The organism is Pseudomonas sp. BS3782 TE3695 (assembly GCF_050435305.1).
Lineage (GTDB): Bacteria > Pseudomonadota > Gammaproteobacteria > Pseudomonadales > Pseudomonadaceae > Aquipseudomonas.
In genome coordinates this window covers 1,149,441-1,165,656 of the sequence record NZ_JBNDKB010000001.1, presented here as the reverse complement: position 1 = coordinate 1,165,656, position 16,216 = coordinate 1,149,441, and the positions used below count along the sequence as shown (strand labels likewise).

At 59.6% G+C, this 16,216-nt stretch carries 15 protein-coding genes; 6 read left to right on the top strand and 9 right to left on the bottom strand.

The window, feature by feature from the left end:
• Nucleotides 1-11 precede the first annotated feature (11 nt).
• Entirely contained in the window at nt 12-1,526 is a 1,515-nt protein-coding gene (gene ilvA, locus ABH909_RS05220; protein WP_429431013.1) for a threonine ammonia-lyase, biosynthetic, read from the bottom strand.
• A 349-nt stretch (nt 1,527-1,875) separates the two neighbouring features.
• On the opposite strand from ilvA, the gene rpiA reads away from it, so the two are divergent.
• Nucleotides 1,876-2,550, top strand: coding sequence for a ribose-5-phosphate isomerase RpiA (gene rpiA / locus ABH909_RS05215; protein WP_183680830.1), 675 nt, complete (start codon nt 1,876-1,878; stop codon nt 2,548-2,550).
• Between the two features lie 122 nt (nt 2,551-2,672).
• Here the strand turns inward: rpiA and ABH909_RS05210 are convergent, their stop codons facing one another.
• From ABH909_RS05210 to ABH909_RS05195, 4 genes are all read right to left on the bottom strand, one after another.
• Complete coding sequence (locus tag ABH909_RS05210; RefSeq protein WP_429431011.1) at nt 2,673-3,590, bottom strand: SdiA-regulated domain-containing protein; 918 nt, start codon at nt 3,588-3,590, stop codon at nt 2,673-2,675.
• 193 nt (nt 3,591-3,783) lie between these two features.
• Nucleotides 3,784-4,713, bottom strand: coding sequence for an SdiA-regulated domain-containing protein (locus ABH909_RS05205; protein WP_429431009.1), 930 nt, complete (start codon nt 4,711-4,713; stop codon nt 3,784-3,786).
• A 215-nt stretch (nt 4,714-4,928) separates the two neighbouring features.
• Nucleotides 4,929-5,594: a fumarylacetoacetate hydrolase family protein gene (locus ABH909_RS05200; protein ID WP_429431007.1), complete on the bottom strand. Its 666-nt coding sequence runs from the start codon at nt 5,592-5,594 to the stop codon at nt 4,929-4,931.
• 36 nt (nt 5,595-5,630) lie between these two features.
• The gene (locus ABH909_RS05195; RefSeq protein ID WP_429439753.1) at nt 5,631-7,025 is read right to left on the bottom strand and encodes an FAD-binding oxidoreductase; all 1,395 of its coding nucleotides are present in this window, start codon (nt 7,023-7,025) and stop codon (nt 5,631-5,633) included.
• Nucleotides 7,026-7,229: 204 nt separating this feature from the next.
• Here ABH909_RS05195 and serA point away from each other — a divergent pair, with 204 nt between their 5' ends.
• The gene (gene serA, locus ABH909_RS05190; RefSeq protein ID WP_007897715.1) at nt 7,230-8,459 is read left to right on the top strand and encodes a phosphoglycerate dehydrogenase; all 1,230 of its coding nucleotides are present in this window, start codon (nt 7,230-7,232) and stop codon (nt 8,457-8,459) included.
• 105 nt (nt 8,460-8,564) lie between these two features.
• On the opposite strand, the gene ABH909_RS05185 is transcribed toward serA, so the two are convergent.
• Nucleotides 8,565-8,990, bottom strand: a complete 426-nt coding sequence (locus ABH909_RS05185; RefSeq protein WP_429431005.1) for a DUF4399 domain-containing protein — start codon at nt 8,988-8,990, stop codon at nt 8,565-8,567.
• A 138-nt stretch (nt 8,991-9,128) separates the two neighbouring features.
• On the opposite strand from ABH909_RS05185, the gene ABH909_RS05180 reads away from it, so the two are divergent.
• Nucleotides 9,129-9,716, top strand: a complete 588-nt coding sequence (locus tag ABH909_RS05180; RefSeq protein ID WP_429431003.1) for a transporter substrate-binding domain-containing protein — start codon at nt 9,129-9,131, stop codon at nt 9,714-9,716.
• Nucleotides 9,717-9,841: 125 nt separating this feature from the next.
• Here the strand turns inward: ABH909_RS05180 and ABH909_RS05175 are convergent, their stop codons facing one another.
• Nucleotides 9,842-10,327: a DUF523 domain-containing protein gene (locus tag ABH909_RS05175; protein ID WP_429431001.1), complete on the bottom strand. Its 486-nt coding sequence runs from the start codon at nt 10,325-10,327 to the stop codon at nt 9,842-9,844.
• A gap of 2 nt (nt 10,328-10,329) precedes the next feature.
• Nucleotides 10,330-10,962 (bottom strand): 2OG-Fe(II) oxygenase, encoded by a 633-nt coding sequence (locus tag ABH909_RS05170; protein WP_429430999.1) that lies wholly within the window; start codon nt 10,960-10,962, stop codon nt 10,330-10,332.
• A 133-nt stretch (nt 10,963-11,095) separates the two neighbouring features.
• Here ABH909_RS05170 and ABH909_RS05165 point away from each other — a divergent pair, with 133 nt between their 5' ends.
• Complete coding sequence (locus ABH909_RS05165) at nt 11,096-11,848, top strand: DUF2059 domain-containing protein (protein WP_429430997.1); 753 nt, start codon at nt 11,096-11,098, stop codon at nt 11,846-11,848.
• A gap of 103 nt (nt 11,849-11,951) precedes the next feature.
• Here ABH909_RS05165 and ABH909_RS05160 read toward each other — a convergent pair whose 3' ends face one another.
• Nucleotides 11,952-12,899: an alpha/beta hydrolase gene (locus tag ABH909_RS05160; protein ID WP_429430995.1), complete on the bottom strand. Its 948-nt coding sequence runs from the start codon at nt 12,897-12,899 to the stop codon at nt 11,952-11,954.
• A gap of 97 nt (nt 12,900-12,996) precedes the next feature.
• Between ABH909_RS05160 and ABH909_RS05155 the strand changes: the two genes are divergently transcribed.
• On the top strand, nt 12,997-13,575 hold the full coding sequence (locus ABH909_RS05155; RefSeq protein ID WP_429430993.1) for a DUF6436 domain-containing protein: 579 nt from the start codon (nt 12,997-12,999) through the stop codon (nt 13,573-13,575).
• A gap of 103 nt (nt 13,576-13,678) precedes the next feature.
• Entirely contained in the window at nt 13,679-16,090 is a 2,412-nt protein-coding gene (locus ABH909_RS05150) for a penicillin acylase family protein (RefSeq protein ID WP_429430991.1), read from the top strand.
• The last annotated feature ends 126 nt before the right edge of the window (nt 16,091-16,216 follow it).

Below are 16,216 nucleotides of genomic sequence, written 5' to 3'. Positions count from 1 at the left end.
AGCGTAGCCGCTCAGCCGAGAAACAGCTGATAGGCGGGGTTGTCGCTTTCGTCCCAGTATGGGTAACCGATTTCTTCCAGCGCTGCCGGTACCAGATGACGCTCGTCGTGCGGCACTTGCAGGCCGGCGACCACACGGCCATCGGCCGCGCCGTGGTTGCGGTAGTGGAACATCGAAATGTTCCAGCGCCCGCCGAGTTTGTTGAGGAAATTGAACAACGCACCCGGACGCTCCGGGAACTCGAAGCGCAGCACCACTTCATCGACCACATGGACAGCACGCCCGCCGACCATGTGGCGGATGTGCAACTTGGCCAGCTCGTTGTCGGTCAGGTCGAGCACCGGGAAACCCTGCTCGGTGAGACTGGCGAGCAGCGCTTTGCGCGGGTCGTTTTCCGGATGCGTCTGCACGCCGACGAAGATGTGCGCTTCGCTGCCGGTGTTGTAGCGGTAATTGAATTCGGTGATCTGGCGCTTGCCGATGGCTTCGCAGAACGCCTTGAAGCTGCCCGGTTTCTCGGGGATGGTCACGGCGATAATGGCTTCGCGCCCCTCGCCCAGCTCAGCGCGCTCGGCCACGTGGCGCAGGCGGTCGAAGTTGACGTTGGCGCCAGAGTCGATGGCCACGAAGGTATGCCCCGTGACACCGTGTTGCTCGATGTACTTCTTGATCCCGGCCACGCCCAAGGCGCCGGCAGGTTCCGTGATCGAGCGGGTATCGTCGTAGATATCCTTGATTGCTGCACAGATCTCGTCAGTGCTGACAGTGATCACTTCGTCTACGTAATCTTTGCAGATATCGAAAGTGTGCTGCCCGATCTGGGCCACTGCAACGCCATCGGCGAAGAGCCCCACGGTGGGCAGCACCACGCGCTCGCCGGCCGCCATGGCAGCTTGCAGGCAATTGGAGTCATCCGGTTCGACGCCGATGATTTTGATCTCCGGGCGCAGGTATTTCACGTACGCCGCGATCCCGGCGATCAGCCCGCCGCCGCCCACCGGAACGAAGATCGCGTCCAGACGCCCCGGGTGCTGGCGCAGAATCTCCATGGCCACCGTGCCCTGCCCGGCAATGGTGTGGGGATCATCGTAAGGGTGAATGTAGACGTAGCCTTTTTCGTCGACCAGTTTCAGCGAATAGGCCAGGGCTTCCGGGAACGAATCCCCGTGCAGCACCACTTTGCCGCCGCGCGAGCGCACGCCTTCGACTTTGATTTCCGGGGTGGTCTTGGGCATTACGATGGTTGCTTTCACGCCCAGAACCTTGGCCGCCAGGGCCAGGCCTTGCGCGTGGTTGCCCGCCGATGCGGTAACCACGCCGCGAGCGCGCTCTTCATCGGAAAGCTGCGTCAGCTTGTTATAGGCGCCGCGAATCTTGAACGAGAACACCGGCTGCAAGTCTTCACGCTTGAGCCAGATATCGTTGCCCAGCCGCTCGGAGAGCTGGCGGGCAGTCTGCAATGGGGTTTCTACGGCAACGTCATAAACGCGCGAGGTGAGGATCTTTTTGACGTACTGTTCGAGCATCGGAAAGCATCACTGAGCGGGTTGGGCAGGGTCAAGGAGTCTAACCCGGCTTTTGGGCGGGCGACCACACTAAACAGGTGGTTTTAGCCGCTCGCGAGCGCAAGAGACTCCTTGTAACGAGGGAGCTTGCTCCCATTGGAGCGTGAAGCGCTCCCCAAAAACCGACACCTCGCTCTTTCAGACACGCCGCATCAGCAGCTTTTACGACTGCTGCGCAGCCGAGCGGGAGCAAGCTCCCTCGCCACAGGCAAGCCCCCTCGCCACCATTCGACATACCGGCAATGACCTTGCCCATCGCGAGGCCTATAATGCCGGCCTTTCGTCCCTCTTTCGGCACTTCGGAGCCCGCATGACTCAGGATCAACTCAAACAGGCAGTGGCTCAGGCCGCCGTCGACTTCATCCTTCCGAAACTCGACGACAAGAGCATCGTCGGGGTCGGCACCGGCTCCACCGCCAATTGCTTCATCGATGCCCTGGCCAAGCACAAAAGTGCGTTCGATGGCGCGGTCGCCAGCTCCGAAGCCACCGCCGCCCGCCTCAAAGGCCATGGCATTCCGGTGTATGAGCTCAATACCGTCAGTGACCTGGAGTTTTACGTCGACGGCGCCGACGAAAGCGATGAGCACCTGCACCTGATCAAGGGCGGTGGCGCAGCCCTGACCCGCGAAAAGATTGTTGCGGCCGTGGCCAAGACCTTCATCTGCATCGCCGACGCCAGCAAACTGGTGCCGGTGCTCGGTGCGTTCCCGTTGCCGGTGGAAGTGATCCCGATGGCCCGCAGCCACGTGGCCCGCCAACTGGTGAAGCTCGGCGGCGACCCGGTTTACCGTGAAGGCGTGCTGACCGACAATGGCAACATCATCCTCGACGTATTCAACATGCAAATCACCAACCCGGTGGAGCTGGAAACACAGATCAACGCCATCGTCGGCGTGGTTACCAACGGCTTGTTCGCAGCCCGCCCGGCTGATTTGCTGCTGCTGGGCACGAGCGAAGGCGTGAAAACCCTGCGCGCCCAATAAGGCATACACAAAACCTGTGGGAGCGGGCTTGCTCGCGAAAGCGGTCTGTCATCCAACATCAATGTTGAATGTGCTGGCCTCTTCGCGGGCAAGCCCGCTCCCACAGTATTTTGCGGTGTTGGTTAGTTTTGCGGTGGTTTTTTGAAGACGTAGAACAGGTTCGGCTCGCTGACGAGGTACAGAGTGCCATCGTCGTCCATGGCGATGCCTTCCGCTTGCGGCACAGTCTTCTGCAACCCCTGACGGCCCTTGCTCAGTGACAGGGTGGTCAGTGGTCGCCCGTCGACATCCAGTTCCAGAATCAACCGCGACTCATCAGACAGCGCCAGCAAATGGCCGCTGCGCTCATCGTATTGCAGGCTCGACAGGTCCCGCACGAACATCCCGGCATCGCGCTTGGGGTTGTTCACCACATGCACCGCGTAGGACTTCTCCGGGTTGTAGTGTGGGAAGCCTTGCACTTCGTAGATCAGCATCGGGTCGCGCTCCTTGGCGACGAACAAGCGCTTGCCCACCGAGTCATAGGCCAACCCTTCGAAACCCTTGTTGCCACGCATGTGCACACCGAGGGTGATCTGCTCAGCGTCGGCGGCATCAAGGAACGTCGTGTCCGCCTCCAGATGAATCTTGATCAACCGTTGCTGGCGCTCGTCGGTAATCACGTAAGTGTCAGCGCTGATGAACTCCACCGCCTCCGGGTCGCCAAACCCGATCAGTGCCACACGCTGCAGGATTTTGCCTTCCAGGGACAACTCGATCAGTTCGGCATTTTTGTTGGTAACCGTGAACAGGCTTTTGCGCACGGGATCGAAGGTCAGGGCCGAAACATCATCGTCCAGCCCCTCAATGACTCGCGCCTCGACCGTTACCTGATATTGATCCAGGCCAATCGACTGGGCATTCATCGGCTGCCATAGCGTCTGCACATTGAACCAGGTGCGCTCGAACAGACGCAGGTATTGGCCGACGGCAACCAGCACGATCAGCGCAATGATCGACAGGATCAGCATCACAGGTTTGGGGCGGGCAAGTCGGCGCATTCAGGCGGGCTCAGAAACAAGACGGGCGGATGAAATACCACGGCAGTATGAATTCAAGCTTAATGGCCAATGGCCTTTGACCACAATTACCGAACCCGTAGGAGCTGCCGAAGGCTGCGATCTTTTGACTTTTCAACAATTTTGCCTGCGCCAAAAGATCAAAAGATCAAAAGATCGCAGCCTTCGGCAGCTCCTACGGGTGTTTTTCGAATCGGTAGAACAGGTTCGGCTCACTCACAATGTACAGCGTGCCTGCTTCGTCCATGGTCACGCCTTCAGCACGGGGAATGGTTTTTTTCAAATCATTGAAACCACCCAGCAGGGTCATGAAACTGACCTGCTCGCCTTTTTCGTCCAATTCCAGCAACAAATGCGAATCGGCGGACAGTACCAAGGTATGGCCCGTGCGCGGATCGATGGTCAGGGCCGACAGGTTGCGGATATCCAGTTCGTCGCTGGACAGCTTTTGCTTGTCGCCCTTGAGGATCTGGCTGCCATCGCTTTTCCAGCTGAACAGCGCCGGCGGACGCTCTTCGCCCAGCAGCAGTTGCTGGTTACGCGCATCCCAGACGATCGCCTCAAAGGCTTTGTTCTGATCTTTCGACGGGCCCAGGTCGTATTTCGGGAAACTGTCGAGATTCAGTTCGCGAGTATCGGCCTCAACCTTGACGATGGAAAGCAAGTGTTTGCGCTCATCGGTGATCGCCAGCAAACCGTTGCCCATGGCCGCCACGCCCTCCGGGTTGCCCCAACCCACCAACGGCATCTTACGCAACACATCGCCTTGTAATGTCAGCTCGACCAGAAACGGCTTCTTGCCCATCACCGCAAACAGGGTTTTGGTCTGCGGGTCGTAAGTCACGTCTGACGCTTCATCCTTCTCCATGCCCGGCAGCAACTTGGCGTCGATCACCGCCCGATAATCCGGCAGCCAGACACTTTCTTTTCGTTCGGCCGGGCTTTCGAAACGCTCCATCACCCAGAGCACGCCGCGATCGTCCCAGTGCATCGCAAACACGAGGCCATACACGCCAGCCGCCACCAGCAGAAGCCAGGAATACCAACGCATGACAAAGCGCGCGCGGCGGGCAGTTTTCGGCTTGGATAGCGATTGGGTGGCCATGCAGGGATGTGTTCCAGAAATTCAGGCTATGGGTAATAGCACATTGGGACTGGCTCAGACGCCAGAAGCCTGGGAATTATCCGGACAAGATGTGAAAAAAACGGGAAATGGCGGGATTGCCCTTTGCGGGCAGCCAAGATCAAAGGATCGCAGCCTTCGGCAGCTCCTACAGAGATTGGTGTAGGAGCTGCCGAAGGCTGCGATCTTTTGCTTTTTTAGCGCACGCTGCTGGTGAAGCGGCTGGCGCCTGGCAGCTCGAGCACCAGTTCGTCACCGACATTCAGCGGGCCAACACCCACCGGCGTCCCGGTGAGGATCACGTCACCAGCTTGCAGCGAGAAGCAGCCGGCCATGTACTGGATCATCGGCACGATCGGATTCAGCATGTCCTTGCTGTTGCCATCCTGGCGCACTTCACCATTGATGGTCAGGCGGATACCGATGTCGGTCAGGTCGGCGAAGGTGCTGGCAGCCACGAACGGCGCAATCACTGCCGCGCCGTCGAAGGACTTGGCGATTTCCCACGGCAGGCCCTTCGCTTTCAGCTCGGCCTGTTTGTCGCGCAGGGTCAGGTCCAGAGCCGGGGCAATGCCGGAGATGGCATCCAGTACTTCTTCACGGCTCGGTTTGGTCGACAGTGGCTTGCCGATCAATACCGCAATCTCCGCTTCGTAATGCACCGAGCCACGTTCGGTCGGAATGCTGAAACCGCCTTCCAGCGGCACCACGCAACTGCCCGGCTTGATGAACAGCAGTGGCTCGGTAGGCACCGGGTTGTCCAGTTCCTTGGCGTGTTCGGCGTAGTTTCGGCCGATGCACACCACTTTGCCCAACGGGAAGTGAATACGCGTGCCGTCGACATACTGGTGCTGATAGCTCATTACCGACTCCTGTTTCGTAGCTCTTGAATTCAAAAGTCAAACAGCGAAAATCTTGCCCGGGTTCATGATGCCGTTCGGATCGAACACCGCTTTGACGGCTTTCATGTACTCGATCTCAACCGGCGAGCGACTGTAGGTCAAGTAATCACGTTTGGTCATGCCCACGCCGTGTTCGGCGGAAATCGAACCGTTGTACTTCTCCACGGTTTCGAACACCCACTTGTTGACGGTCGCACATTTGGCGAAGAACTCGTCCTTGTTCAGGTTGTCCGGCTTGAGGATGTTCAAATGCAGATTGCCGTCGCCGATGTGGCCGAACCAGACAATTTCGAAATCCGGGTAGTGTTCGCCGACGATCGCGTCAATTTCTTTCAGGAACGCCGGGACTTTCGACACAGTGACCGAAATGTCGTTCTTGTACGGCGTCCAGTGGGAAATGGTTTCGGAGATGTACTCGCGCAACTTCCAAAGGTTCTGCAACTGGGTTTCGCTCTGGCTCATCACGCCGTCCAGTACCCAGCCCTGCTCGACGCAATGCTCGAAAGTTTCCAGGGCATGATTGGCCACTTCTTCGGTGGTCGCCTCGAATTCCAGCAGCGCGTAGAACGGGCAATCGGATTCGAACGGTGCTGGCACATCACCGCGTGCCATGACCTTGGCCAGCGCTTTGTCGGAGAAAAATTCGAAGGCGGTCAGGTCAAGCTTGCTCTGGAATGCATGCAACACCGGCATGATCGAATCGAAATCGGCAGTGCCGAGGACCATCGCGGTGAGGTTTTTCGGGGCACGGTCCAGGCGCATGGTGGCTTCGACCACAAAGCCCAGGGTGCCTTCGGCACCGATGAACAGCTGGCGCAAGTCGTAGCCAGTGGCGTTCTTGATCAGGTCTTTGTTCAGTTCCAGCAGATCGCCCTTGCCGGTGACGACTTTCATGCCGGCCACCCAGTTGCGGGTCATGCCGTAGCGAATCACCTTGATCCCGCCAGCATTGGTGCCGATGTTGCCGCCAATCTGGCTGGAACCTGCCGACGCGAAATCCACCGGGTAGTACAGGCCGTGTTCTTCAGCCTTGTTCTGCAATTGCTCGGTGACCACCCCCGGCTGACAAACGGCAGTGCGGTCAGTCAGGTTCACGCCGAGAATCTGGTTCATGTAATCGAAGGACACGACTACTTCGCCATTGGCCGCCACGGCCGCAGCCGAAAGCCCGGTACGCCCGCCAGACGGCACCAGCGCCACCTTGTGCTCATTGGCCCAACGGACAATGGCCTGGACCTGCTCGGTGGTCTTGGGGAATACAATGGCCGTCGGGGCCGGGGCGAAATGCTTGGTCCAATCCTTGCCGTAAGCATTCAGGGAGTCGACGTCGGTCAGGACCTTGCCAGGCTCAACCAGGGTCTTCAGCTCATCAATCAGCGCAGGATCGGTCATCGACAGAACTCTCGAACAATTCATGGTCATCCTGAGAACGCTTCACGTCGCAGGAATGAGTGTTTAGCGGGGTGCATATGCTAGCATACCGACCCCGCAGCATAGTGCCCAACGGCTGTCCTGCGGCGACGGCTTTCCTGCCGCTCGGGTCAGCGTCTGTTGACCATTTCCTGCCATTTTTCTCCGGGATACAGGTTTACGCAGATGAGCAAGACTTCTCTCGATAAGAGCAAGATCAAGTTCCTTCTTCTCGAAGGCGTCCACCAATCGGCTGTCGACGTCCTCAAGGCGGCGGGCTACACCAGCATCGAGTACCTCACAGGTTCTCTGCCGGAAGCCCAGCTCAAGGAAAAGATCGCTGATGCGCACTTCATCGGCATTCGCTCCCGCACTCAGCTGACCGAAGAGATCTTCGATCACGCGAAGAAACTGGTGGCTGTCGGCTGTTTCTGCATTGGCACCAACCAGGTCGACCTCAACGCGGCTCGCGAACGCGGCATCGCGGTATTCAACGCGCCGTACTCCAACACTCGCTCCGTAGCCGAGCTGGTATTGGCCGAGGCGATCCTGTTGCTGCGTGGCATCCCTGAGAAGAACGCTTCCTGCCACCGTGGCGGCTGGATCAAGAGCGCAGCCAACTCCTTCGAGATCCGTGGCAAGAAGCTGGGCATCGTCGGTTACGGCTCGATCGGTACTCAACTGTCGGTCCTGGCTGAAGGCCTGGGGATGCAGGTGTATTTCTACGACACCGTGACCAAGCTGCCACTGGGCAACGCGACCCAGGTGGGCAACCTGCACGAGCTGCTGGGCATGTCCGACATCGTCACCCTGCATGTTCCGGAAACCGCGGCCACCCAGTGGATGATCGGCGAGAAGGAAATCCGCGCCATCAAGAAGGGCGGCATTCTGATCAACGCTGCTCGCGGCACCGTGGTTGAACTGGACGCCCTGGCGGACGCAATCAAGGACAAGCACCTGATCGGCGCGGCCATCGACGTCTTCCCGGTGGAGCCACGCTCCAACGAAGAAGAGTTCGAAAGCCCGCTGCGTGGCCTGGACAACGTGATCCTGACCCCGCACATCGGTGGTTCCACTGCTGAAGCGCAAGCCAACATTGGTCTGGAAGTGGCGGAAAAACTGGTCAAGTACAGCGACAACGGTACCTCGGTGTCGTCCGTGAACTTCCCGGAAGTGGCCCTGCCGGCTCACCCTGGCAAGCACCGTCTGCTACACATCCACGAGAACATTCCGGGCGTGATGAGCGAGATCAACAAGGTCTTCGCCGAAAACGGCATCAACATTTCCGGTCAGTTCCTGCAGACCAACGAGAAAGTCGGCTACGTCGTGATCGACGTCGATGCCGAATACTCGGAAATGGCGCAAGAGAAGCTCCAGCACATCAACGGCACCATTCGTTGCCGCGTGTTGTTTTAACAGCAGCTTCGAGCGGCAAGCTACAAGCGGCAAGTTGAGTCAGCTTTGGCTTCTACTTGAAGCTTGCCGCTATAAAAAACGGGAGCCCCTGAGGGCTCCCGTTTTTTATTTCACATTCACTGTGATTTTCTTCGAAACGATTGGCGGCTCGAACGGCATGTGCCCGGCATCACCCAATTCCAGCTGCAAGGTGTGCTTGCCCGGTGCCAGTTTTATTTCAGCCTGGGTCTGCGCTTTGCCGAAGTGCATATGGTTGGCATCCGTCGGGATCGGCGCACCGGCGGCAGGCAGTTTGTCGACATCGATCAGCAGGTGATGATGCCCCGTGTTTTTGGTGACATCACCGGCAGGTGCCAGCGCAATGTTTTTCACGGCGAATTTGACGATGAAAGTCTGGGGTACCGTAGCACCGTCCTCAGGAGAAACGATGGACACTTCGGCACCCGTGGGGGCCGGAGTCGCAGCCGTTGCCAGCATCGAAGCACTCAATAACAGGCCAGTCCATGTTGCACGTGACATAAAGCTTTTCATTCTCTTCTCCATTTTTTCCGTAAAATTCGCTCGGCCGTGACAACTTAACGGCCATTCGTTGTCGAAGGCACACGACAACAACCATAGCAAAGCGAGCCTGAACAGCGCATCGCGATAAATGAACTCAAAGGAGTGACCATGCGCTTTTTGCCTGGCCTGATCTGCCTGCTACCCCTTTTGAGCCCTTTGGCTCATGCCGAACTGATTGACGATGTTAACGACCGCGGCGAATTGCGCATTGCCCTTGAGGCTAATACCCCGCCCTTCAATTTCAAGGATGACGGCAAACTGAGCGGCTTCGAGGTCGAGCTGGGTCAGTTGTTGGCCAATGAACTGGATGTAAGGGCCGACTTCGTCGTCACCGATTCCGTCGACCTGCTGGCCGGCGTCGAAAGCGGCAAGTACGACGTCGCCATCAATCACATAGCACAGACCCCGGAGCTGAAAGATCGTTTCGACTTCAGCGAACCTTACATTCACACCAATGCGCAATTGATCGCGCAGAAAGAAGAGCCGCCGCGTTCGATCCTGTTGGTGCAGTCGCTGACGGAAGAAAAGCCCAAAGCCGCCCCGGCTGTGAGCCTGGCCATTCCGTTTCAGAAGGGTAACCCGGCGTTTCAAGCCAGCCTGGAAAACGCTTTGCAGCGGATCAAGGCTGATGGCCGGCTGGAGGCGCTGGAGCAGAAATGGTTCGGGGCGGATGCGAGTGTGGCGCCGAAACCATAAGGCACTGAAGATTTAATGTGGGAGCGGGCTTGCTCGCGAATGCGGTGTGTCAGGCAACATTGATGTCGACTGACACTCCCTCTTCGCGAGCAAGCCCGCTCCCACATGGGTTTTGTGGCAAGTCGTTAGTTCAGGGTTGCCAAGGCTATCGCCGCTTCGGCCAACTCCAGCTCACTGAACACCTGCACGCCATGGCGCTTGAGCAATGCCGCGGTGACACCCTCGCCGCTGACCTTCACGCCACTAAACGTTCCGTCATAGGCCAACAGATTCCCGCACGACGGACTGTTGGCCTTGAGTACGGCGATACGAATGCCGTGCCGCTGCACCAGCTCCAGCGCCTGAAAAGCCCCCGAAAGAAACTCGGCGCTGACGTCCTCGCCTTCCGTGGTGATGACCGATGCAAGGCCATCAAGCACTTCACCGCCCTGCCCGCCCGGAATCTCCGCCGCAGCCCTTGGTGTCGGCAAACCACCGGCGACTTCCGGACACAACGGCACCACCCGGCCTTCGGCAATCCACTGTTCCAACAGATCGAATGGCCCACTGGCGCCACCGTCGTAACGGACGCGGTGACCGAGCAAACAGCGGCTGACCAGAATCTTTTGCATGATCAGAACGGCTCGTTGCCACGACGGCGGAACCAGCCCGTCAACGACAGGCGCTCGCGGGTCGCGGGCAGGACTTCGTGGGGGACTTCACCCGACAGGAACACCACCAGGCATCCGCCGGTGGGCACCACATCGTGTTCGACGCCTTCGTCCAGGTACATGCGCAACTGGCCGCCATGCTCGGGCAGCCAGGCGTCATTGAGGTAGATCACCGCCGAGACCATGCGCCGGTCGTCATCGCGAAACCGGTCGACATGCTTGAGGTAGAAAGCGCCAGGCGGGTACAGGGCGAAATGGCTTTCGAAATCTTCCAGGCCCAGAAACAAACTGCGATTCATCGCCTCACGCAGGCTGTTCATCAACCCCAGGTAACTGTCGCAGGCCTCGACCTGACCGGGTTCGAGCCATTGGATATGGTCACCACGAATGCCCTCGCGGATCTCCGAAAATGGCCCACGTCCCACGGCGGCCGGGGCGAGCTCGCCATCGGCGGCACGTTTGCGGCACTCGGCCGCCAGCGCTCGGGTCAGATCCAGAGGCAGGAAAATAGTCTGCTGCGACCAGCCGCGCTCAGCCAGGTCGTCGACGATACGTAACAGCAGCGGATGATCAGAGGATATTTGCATGGCGCGCATAGTATTCCTGTGCCCGCAAATCCGACAGAGCCGCGCAGCGGAGGATTGGTCGGATAAGGCACGCAACCTGATACGAATTCTCGACAAGTACGAATGCCGCACGGAGAATAGTCGCCTGCTGACAGGAGTCCCTATGCGCCGTTTGCTTTTTTCCCTGCTGATGTTCTGTGTTTTGCCCGCCTGGGCGGACGGCCACGACCAGTTGTACAAGGTCGCCGGTTGGCCAGAACAACGCGCGCATTTCAGCGATGCCCTCTCTGCCGCTCAGCAGCGCTACCAGAACAGCCTGCCGCCGGCGGTGTTTCAGGCCCTGGTCAACAACAGCAATCAGCGCTTTGCGCCCAAAGCCATGGATCAGCGTGCCGAAGCGCAGCTGCGCAAAAAGCTTGCCGATCCGAAACCTGCGCTGACCTTCTTCCAATCGCCCTTGGGCAGGAAAATCGTCGCCGCCGAACTGCTGGCGACCCGTCGCGATCAATTGGCCAAAAATGCCAAGGGCTTGCCGAAAATGCAGGCCAGCGATACCCGTCAGCTGATCATCGGCCACCTCGCCCAGGCTCTGCCCGCTCGCGAGGCCGGTGCTGAAGTCAGCCTCGCCATCGCGGGCGTGGCGGCCGACAGCCTGAGCTCGATGATTCCCGGTCTACTTGGTGGCGGTCAGGCACAAGGCATGCTGAACGGCCAGCGCCAGCGCCTGATGGAGCAGATCGGCGCCGACCTGAACAACACGCTGCTGTATGTCTATCGCGACCTGTCGGATGAAGAACTGGAAGAGTTCGCCACATTCGCCGAATCCACCGAAGGCAAGGCTTACTACCAGGCGGCATTGGCGGCGATTCGGGCGGGGTTGGCGGTGGGGCAGAGTACGTCGAGCCTTGCCCAGTGAAATAGCGCCGTTCCCGAAAAGATCGCAGCCTTCGGCAGCTCCTACAAAAGCATGCCGTGCACCCCGTAGGAGCTGCCGAAGGCTGCGATCTTTTGATCTTGCCTCATCGATTCTGACGACTCATCCGCTTGCTCAAAAACCCGAAATACTCCTGCCGCAATCCCGCTGACTCATTCGCCAGATGATGCCGCGCCTTGGGCAGCATCAGTACCTGCGGCCGATCGAACTTGCCCCGCAATACATCAAGGTTGTGCTTCCAATCCACGGTCATGTCCGCCTGCCCCTGCACGATCAACGGCTGCCGCGGGCTGCTCGGTGCCGCTTCGATGCGCTTGATCCAGCGCCCCAGCGCACCGACCCAGGCCGTTGGCAGACGCAGCGGCTGCAGCGGATCGGCTTGCAGGAATGCGAGGAAGTCAGGGTCGTTGGAGTTCTCGCTGAAACGCCGGGCGATGCCTTTGACGAACGGCTTGAGCAAGTAATAACTGAGCTGCGACCAGCCCCAGGCTCGCGGCCGCACCAGCGGCGACAGAAGAATCACCTGCCCCTGGGCGGGACTGTTCGCACCCTGATTGAGCACATGATCGATCACGATCGCCCCGCCAGTGCTTTGCCCGCATAAGTGCCAGGGCTGCGGAAGGCCCAGCGATTGCGCCTCGGCCAATAGCCCTTGCAGGGTGCTCTGATACTCGGCGAAATCCTTGATGCTCGCCCGCTCGCCGCTAGACAGGCCATGTCCCGGCAAGTCACAGGCGATTACTGCAAAACCCTGGTCCAGCGCCCACTCGATCACATGCCGATAGAGCCCGGTGTGATCGTAGAAACCATGAAACAGAAACAGCGTCGCCTTCGCCCGCTCGGGCCACCAGAGCTGGCTGACCACTTCATAGCCATCGACCTCGAAACGTCCCAGGCCACTGCGCAGATTTCGCCGGGGGAAATCCAGCCGATAAAAATGCTGATAGACCATGGCCTCGGTCGACAGCGGTTGCCACTCGGCCAATGGCCGCAGGCTGGCACGCAAATGATCGGGGTCGAAAGTGGCAAACATGGGCTATTCCAGAGCGCAAAACGGACTTTATGGGCCTGCGATATTCATCTGTCGCGGCAAGCATGGCAAGCTAGCCGACCTTCGAGGATTGAAACCCATGCGTCCGGCCTACCGCACCACATTGCTTGCCAGCCTGCTCGCCCTTGTGTGTGCCGGCGTGTTGTGGGCCGCCTATGACTGGTTTCAGGGGCGCTACTTGCGCGCCTTCAGTTCGCACACTGCGGTGTTTTCCGGCGACCCCCTGCGCCTGCCGGATGAATTCGCAGGCCCCGGCGCCATTCGCCTGGTGCATTTCTGGGACCCGGCCTGCCCGTGCAATGTCGGCAACCAACAACACCTGACCGAACTGGTCGAGCAGTATGTACCGCAGGGCGTCGAGTTCTATGCAGTCCAAAAGCCCGGCAGCCACGGTCAATTGCCCGGCACGTTGAGCCGCCTTAAAACCATTACTGTCCTGCCAGGTTCCGAACAAATCCCTGCCAGCCCGGCGGTGGCGATCTGGGACCGCAGTGGCAGGCTGGCGTATTTCGGTCCGTACAGCGAAGGCCTGACCTGCAATTCAAGCAACAGTTTTATCGAGCCCATCCTGCAAGCGCTGAATGAAGGCCGGGCGGTGAACGCCACCCATACGCTGGCGGTGGGTTGCTACTGCCCGTGGCCTGCTGAGATGCAGTAAAGGCATTGCTGACCTTTCCAGGACCGCGATGCCCGGCACAGGAGGTCTGTGCTACACGTTTGCAGCCCCACGGGCGGCAATCCCGAAAGAACAAGGAGTCACCATGAAACGCGTCCTGACCGTACTTGCCTTGCTGATCGTCGTGCTCGTCGCCGGAGGCGGCTGGTATGTGTACAGCAAGCAACCAACGCGCCAGGGCCAGGTGGAATTGCAGCACCTGCAAGGTTCGGTGACCGTGCGCTACGACGTGCGCGGCGTGCCGCATATCCGCGCCGAAAACGAAACCGACCTCTACCGCGCCCTCGGCTACGTGCACGCCCAGGACCGACTGTTCCAGATGGAAGCCATGCGGCGTTTGGCCCGGGGTGAGCTGGCCGAGGTCCTCGGCCCGAAACTGATCGACACCGACAAACTGTTTCGCAGCCTGCGCATCCGCGAGCGGGCAGACAGTTATGTGGCCGCGCTGGATCGTCAGTCGCCGGCATGGAAGGCGCTGCAAGCCTATCTGGACGGCATCAATCAATATCAGGACAGTCACGCGGCGCCCGCCGAGTTCGACGTGCTGGGGATCCCCAAGCGCCCGTTCACTGCCGAAGACAGCATCAGCATCGCCGGCTACATGGCCTACAGCTTTGCTGCGGCGTTTCGCACCGAACCCTTGCTGACTTACGTGCGTGACCAACTGGGCGCCGAGTATTTGAATATCTTTGATCTCGACTGGCAGCCCAAGGGCGTGTTGGCCAAAAGACGCGCCAACCCCGCACCGAGCCTCACCGCCAATGACTGGAAGGATCTGAATGCCCTCGCCCGTTTGAGTGAGCAGGCCTTGGCCGACAATGGCCTGCCGCAATTCGAAGGCAGCAATGCCTGGGTGATTTCCGGCAGCCGCAGCAAAAGCGGCAAGCCACTGCTGGCCGGTGACCCGCACATTCGCTTCTCGGCGCCGTCGGTGTGGTACGAAGCGCACCTATCGGCGCCGGGTTTCGAGCTTTACGGTTACCATCAGGCGCTGGTGCCGTTTGCGTTTCTGGGCCACAACCTGGACTTCGGCTGGAGCCTGACGATGTTCCAGAACGACGACCTGGACCTGATTGCCGAGAAGGTCAACCCGGATAACCCGAATCAGGTCTGGTATCGCGGCCAATGGGTCGACATGGTCAACACCGAACAACAGATCGCGGTCAAAGGCCAGTCACCGGTCACGCTGATCCTGCGCCAGTCGCCCCACGGCCCGATCATCAACGATGCGCTCGGCACTGCCGCCGGCAAAACACCGGTCGCCATGTGGTGGGCCTTCCTCGAGACGCCGAATCCGATCCTCGACGGCTTCTACCAGCTCAACCGCGCCGACACCCTGGCCAAGGCCCGCGCCGCCTCGGCCAAGGTTCAGGCACCGGGACTGAACATCGTCTACGCCAACGCCAAGGGTGACATCGGTTGGTGGGCCTCGGCGCTGCTGCCCAAGCGCCCGGCCGGGGTGAAGCCCGGTTTCATCCTCGACGGCAGCACCCCTCAGGCGGACAAGGAAGGTTTTTACCCGTTCAGCGCCAACCCACAGGAAGAGAACCCGGCGCGGGGCTATATCGTCTCGGCCAACTTCCAGCCGGTGTCGCCGACCGGTATGGAAATTCCCGGTTACTACAACCTTGCCGATCGCGGTCAGCAACTCAATCGTCAACTCAGCGACAAGAACGTGAAGTGGGACAACGAGTCCAGCCAGAAGCTGCAACTGGGTACCACCACCGACTACGGCCCGCGCTTGCTGGCGCCGTTGCTACCGGTACTGCGTGAAGGGGTTAGCGATCCCGCCGAGCTCAAACTCGTGGAGCAACTGGCGCAGTGGAGCGGCGATTATCCGCTGGACTCGATCAGCGCCACGCTGTTCAACCAGTTTCTGTTCAACCTCACCGAGGCGGCGATGCGCGATGAGCTGGGCAATGACTTCTTCGAAACGCTGCTGCCGACCCGAGTGATCGATGCCGCACTGCCGCGCCTGGCAGCCTCCGCCGACTCACCGTGGTGGGACAACCGCAACACCTCTGGCAAGGAAACCCGCGCCGATACGGTCAAGGTGGCCTGGCAAGCGAGCATGGCTCACCTCAAAACCATCCTGGGCGCCGATTCCACACAATGGCAGTGGGGCAAGGCGCACACCCTGACTCACGGCCATCCGCTGGGGACGCAAAAGCCGCTGGAGCGGATCTTCAATGTCGGACCGTTCGCGGCGCCCGGCACCCATGAAGTGCCGAACAACCTCTCGGCCAAGATCGGCCCGGCGCCGTGGCCTGTGACTTACGGCCCGTCGACTCGGCGGCTGATCGACTTCGCCGACCCGGCCCACAGCCTGACCATCAACCCGGTCGGCCAGAGCGGCGTGCCGTTCGACCGTCACTATGACGACCAGTCCGAGGCATATATCGAAGGGGTTTATTACCAGGCGCATTTCAATGATGAAGAAGTGATGGCCAATACCCGCAGCACGTTGAAGCTGTTGCCAGCGCGTTCAGGGCAATAGATTTCTGTTGGTTTAACTGACGTCATCGCGGGCAAGTCGAATCGTCGCACCGCCGCTCCCACAGGTTTTGTGTTGATCACAAAATTGTTGCTTCACACCGATCACTGTGGGAGCGGGCTTGCCCGC

Excerpts from the sequence above, each read along its gene's own strand:
- ABH909_RS05175 (WP_429431001.1), bottom strand. The coding sequence starts at position 10,327 with ATGCAAAAGATTCTGGTCAGCCGCTGTTTGCTCGGTCACCGCGTCCGT.
- ABH909_RS05185 (WP_429431005.1), bottom strand. The coding sequence starts at position 8,990 with ATGAAAAGCTTTATGTCACGTGCAACATGGACTGGCCTGTTATTGAGT.
- ABH909_RS05195 (WP_429439753.1), bottom strand. The coding sequence starts at position 7,025 with ATGACCGATCCTGCGCTGATTGATGAGCTGAAGACCCTGGTTGAGCCT.
- ilvA (WP_429431013.1), bottom strand. The coding sequence starts at position 1,526 with ATGCTCGAACAGTACGTCAAAAAGATCCTCACCTCGCGCGTTTATGAC.
- ABH909_RS05205 (WP_429431009.1), bottom strand. The coding sequence starts at position 4,713 with ATGGCCACCCAATCGCTATCCAAGCCGAAAACTGCCCGCCGCGCGCGC.
- ABH909_RS05210 (WP_429431011.1), bottom strand. The coding sequence starts at position 3,590 with ATGCGCCGACTTGCCCGCCCCAAACCTGTGATGCTGATCCTGTCGATC.
- rpiA (WP_183680830.1), top strand. The coding sequence starts at position 1,876 with ATGACTCAGGATCAACTCAAACAGGCAGTGGCTCAGGCCGCCGTCGAC.
- ABH909_RS05180 (WP_429431003.1), top strand. The coding sequence starts at position 9,129 with ATGCGCTTTTTGCCTGGCCTGATCTGCCTGCTACCCCTTTTGAGCCCT.
- ABH909_RS05155 (WP_429430993.1), top strand. The coding sequence starts at position 12,997 with ATGCGTCCGGCCTACCGCACCACATTGCTTGCCAGCCTGCTCGCCCTT.
- ABH909_RS05160 (WP_429430995.1), bottom strand. The coding sequence starts at position 12,899 with ATGTTTGCCACTTTCGACCCCGATCATTTGCGTGCCAGCCTGCGGCCA.
- ABH909_RS05165 (WP_429430997.1), top strand. The coding sequence starts at position 11,096 with ATGCGCCGTTTGCTTTTTTCCCTGCTGATGTTCTGTGTTTTGCCCGCC.
- ABH909_RS05170 (WP_429430999.1), bottom strand. The coding sequence starts at position 10,962 with ATGCGCGCCATGCAAATATCCTCTGATCATCCGCTGCTGTTACGTATC.
- ABH909_RS05200 (WP_429431007.1), bottom strand. The coding sequence starts at position 5,594 with ATGAGCTATCAGCACCAGTATGTCGACGGCACGCGTATTCACTTCCCG.
- serA (WP_007897715.1), top strand. The coding sequence starts at position 7,230 with ATGAGCAAGACTTCTCTCGATAAGAGCAAGATCAAGTTCCTTCTTCTC.
- ABH909_RS05150 (WP_429430991.1), top strand. The coding sequence starts at position 13,679 with ATGAAACGCGTCCTGACCGTACTTGCCTTGCTGATCGTCGTGCTCGTC.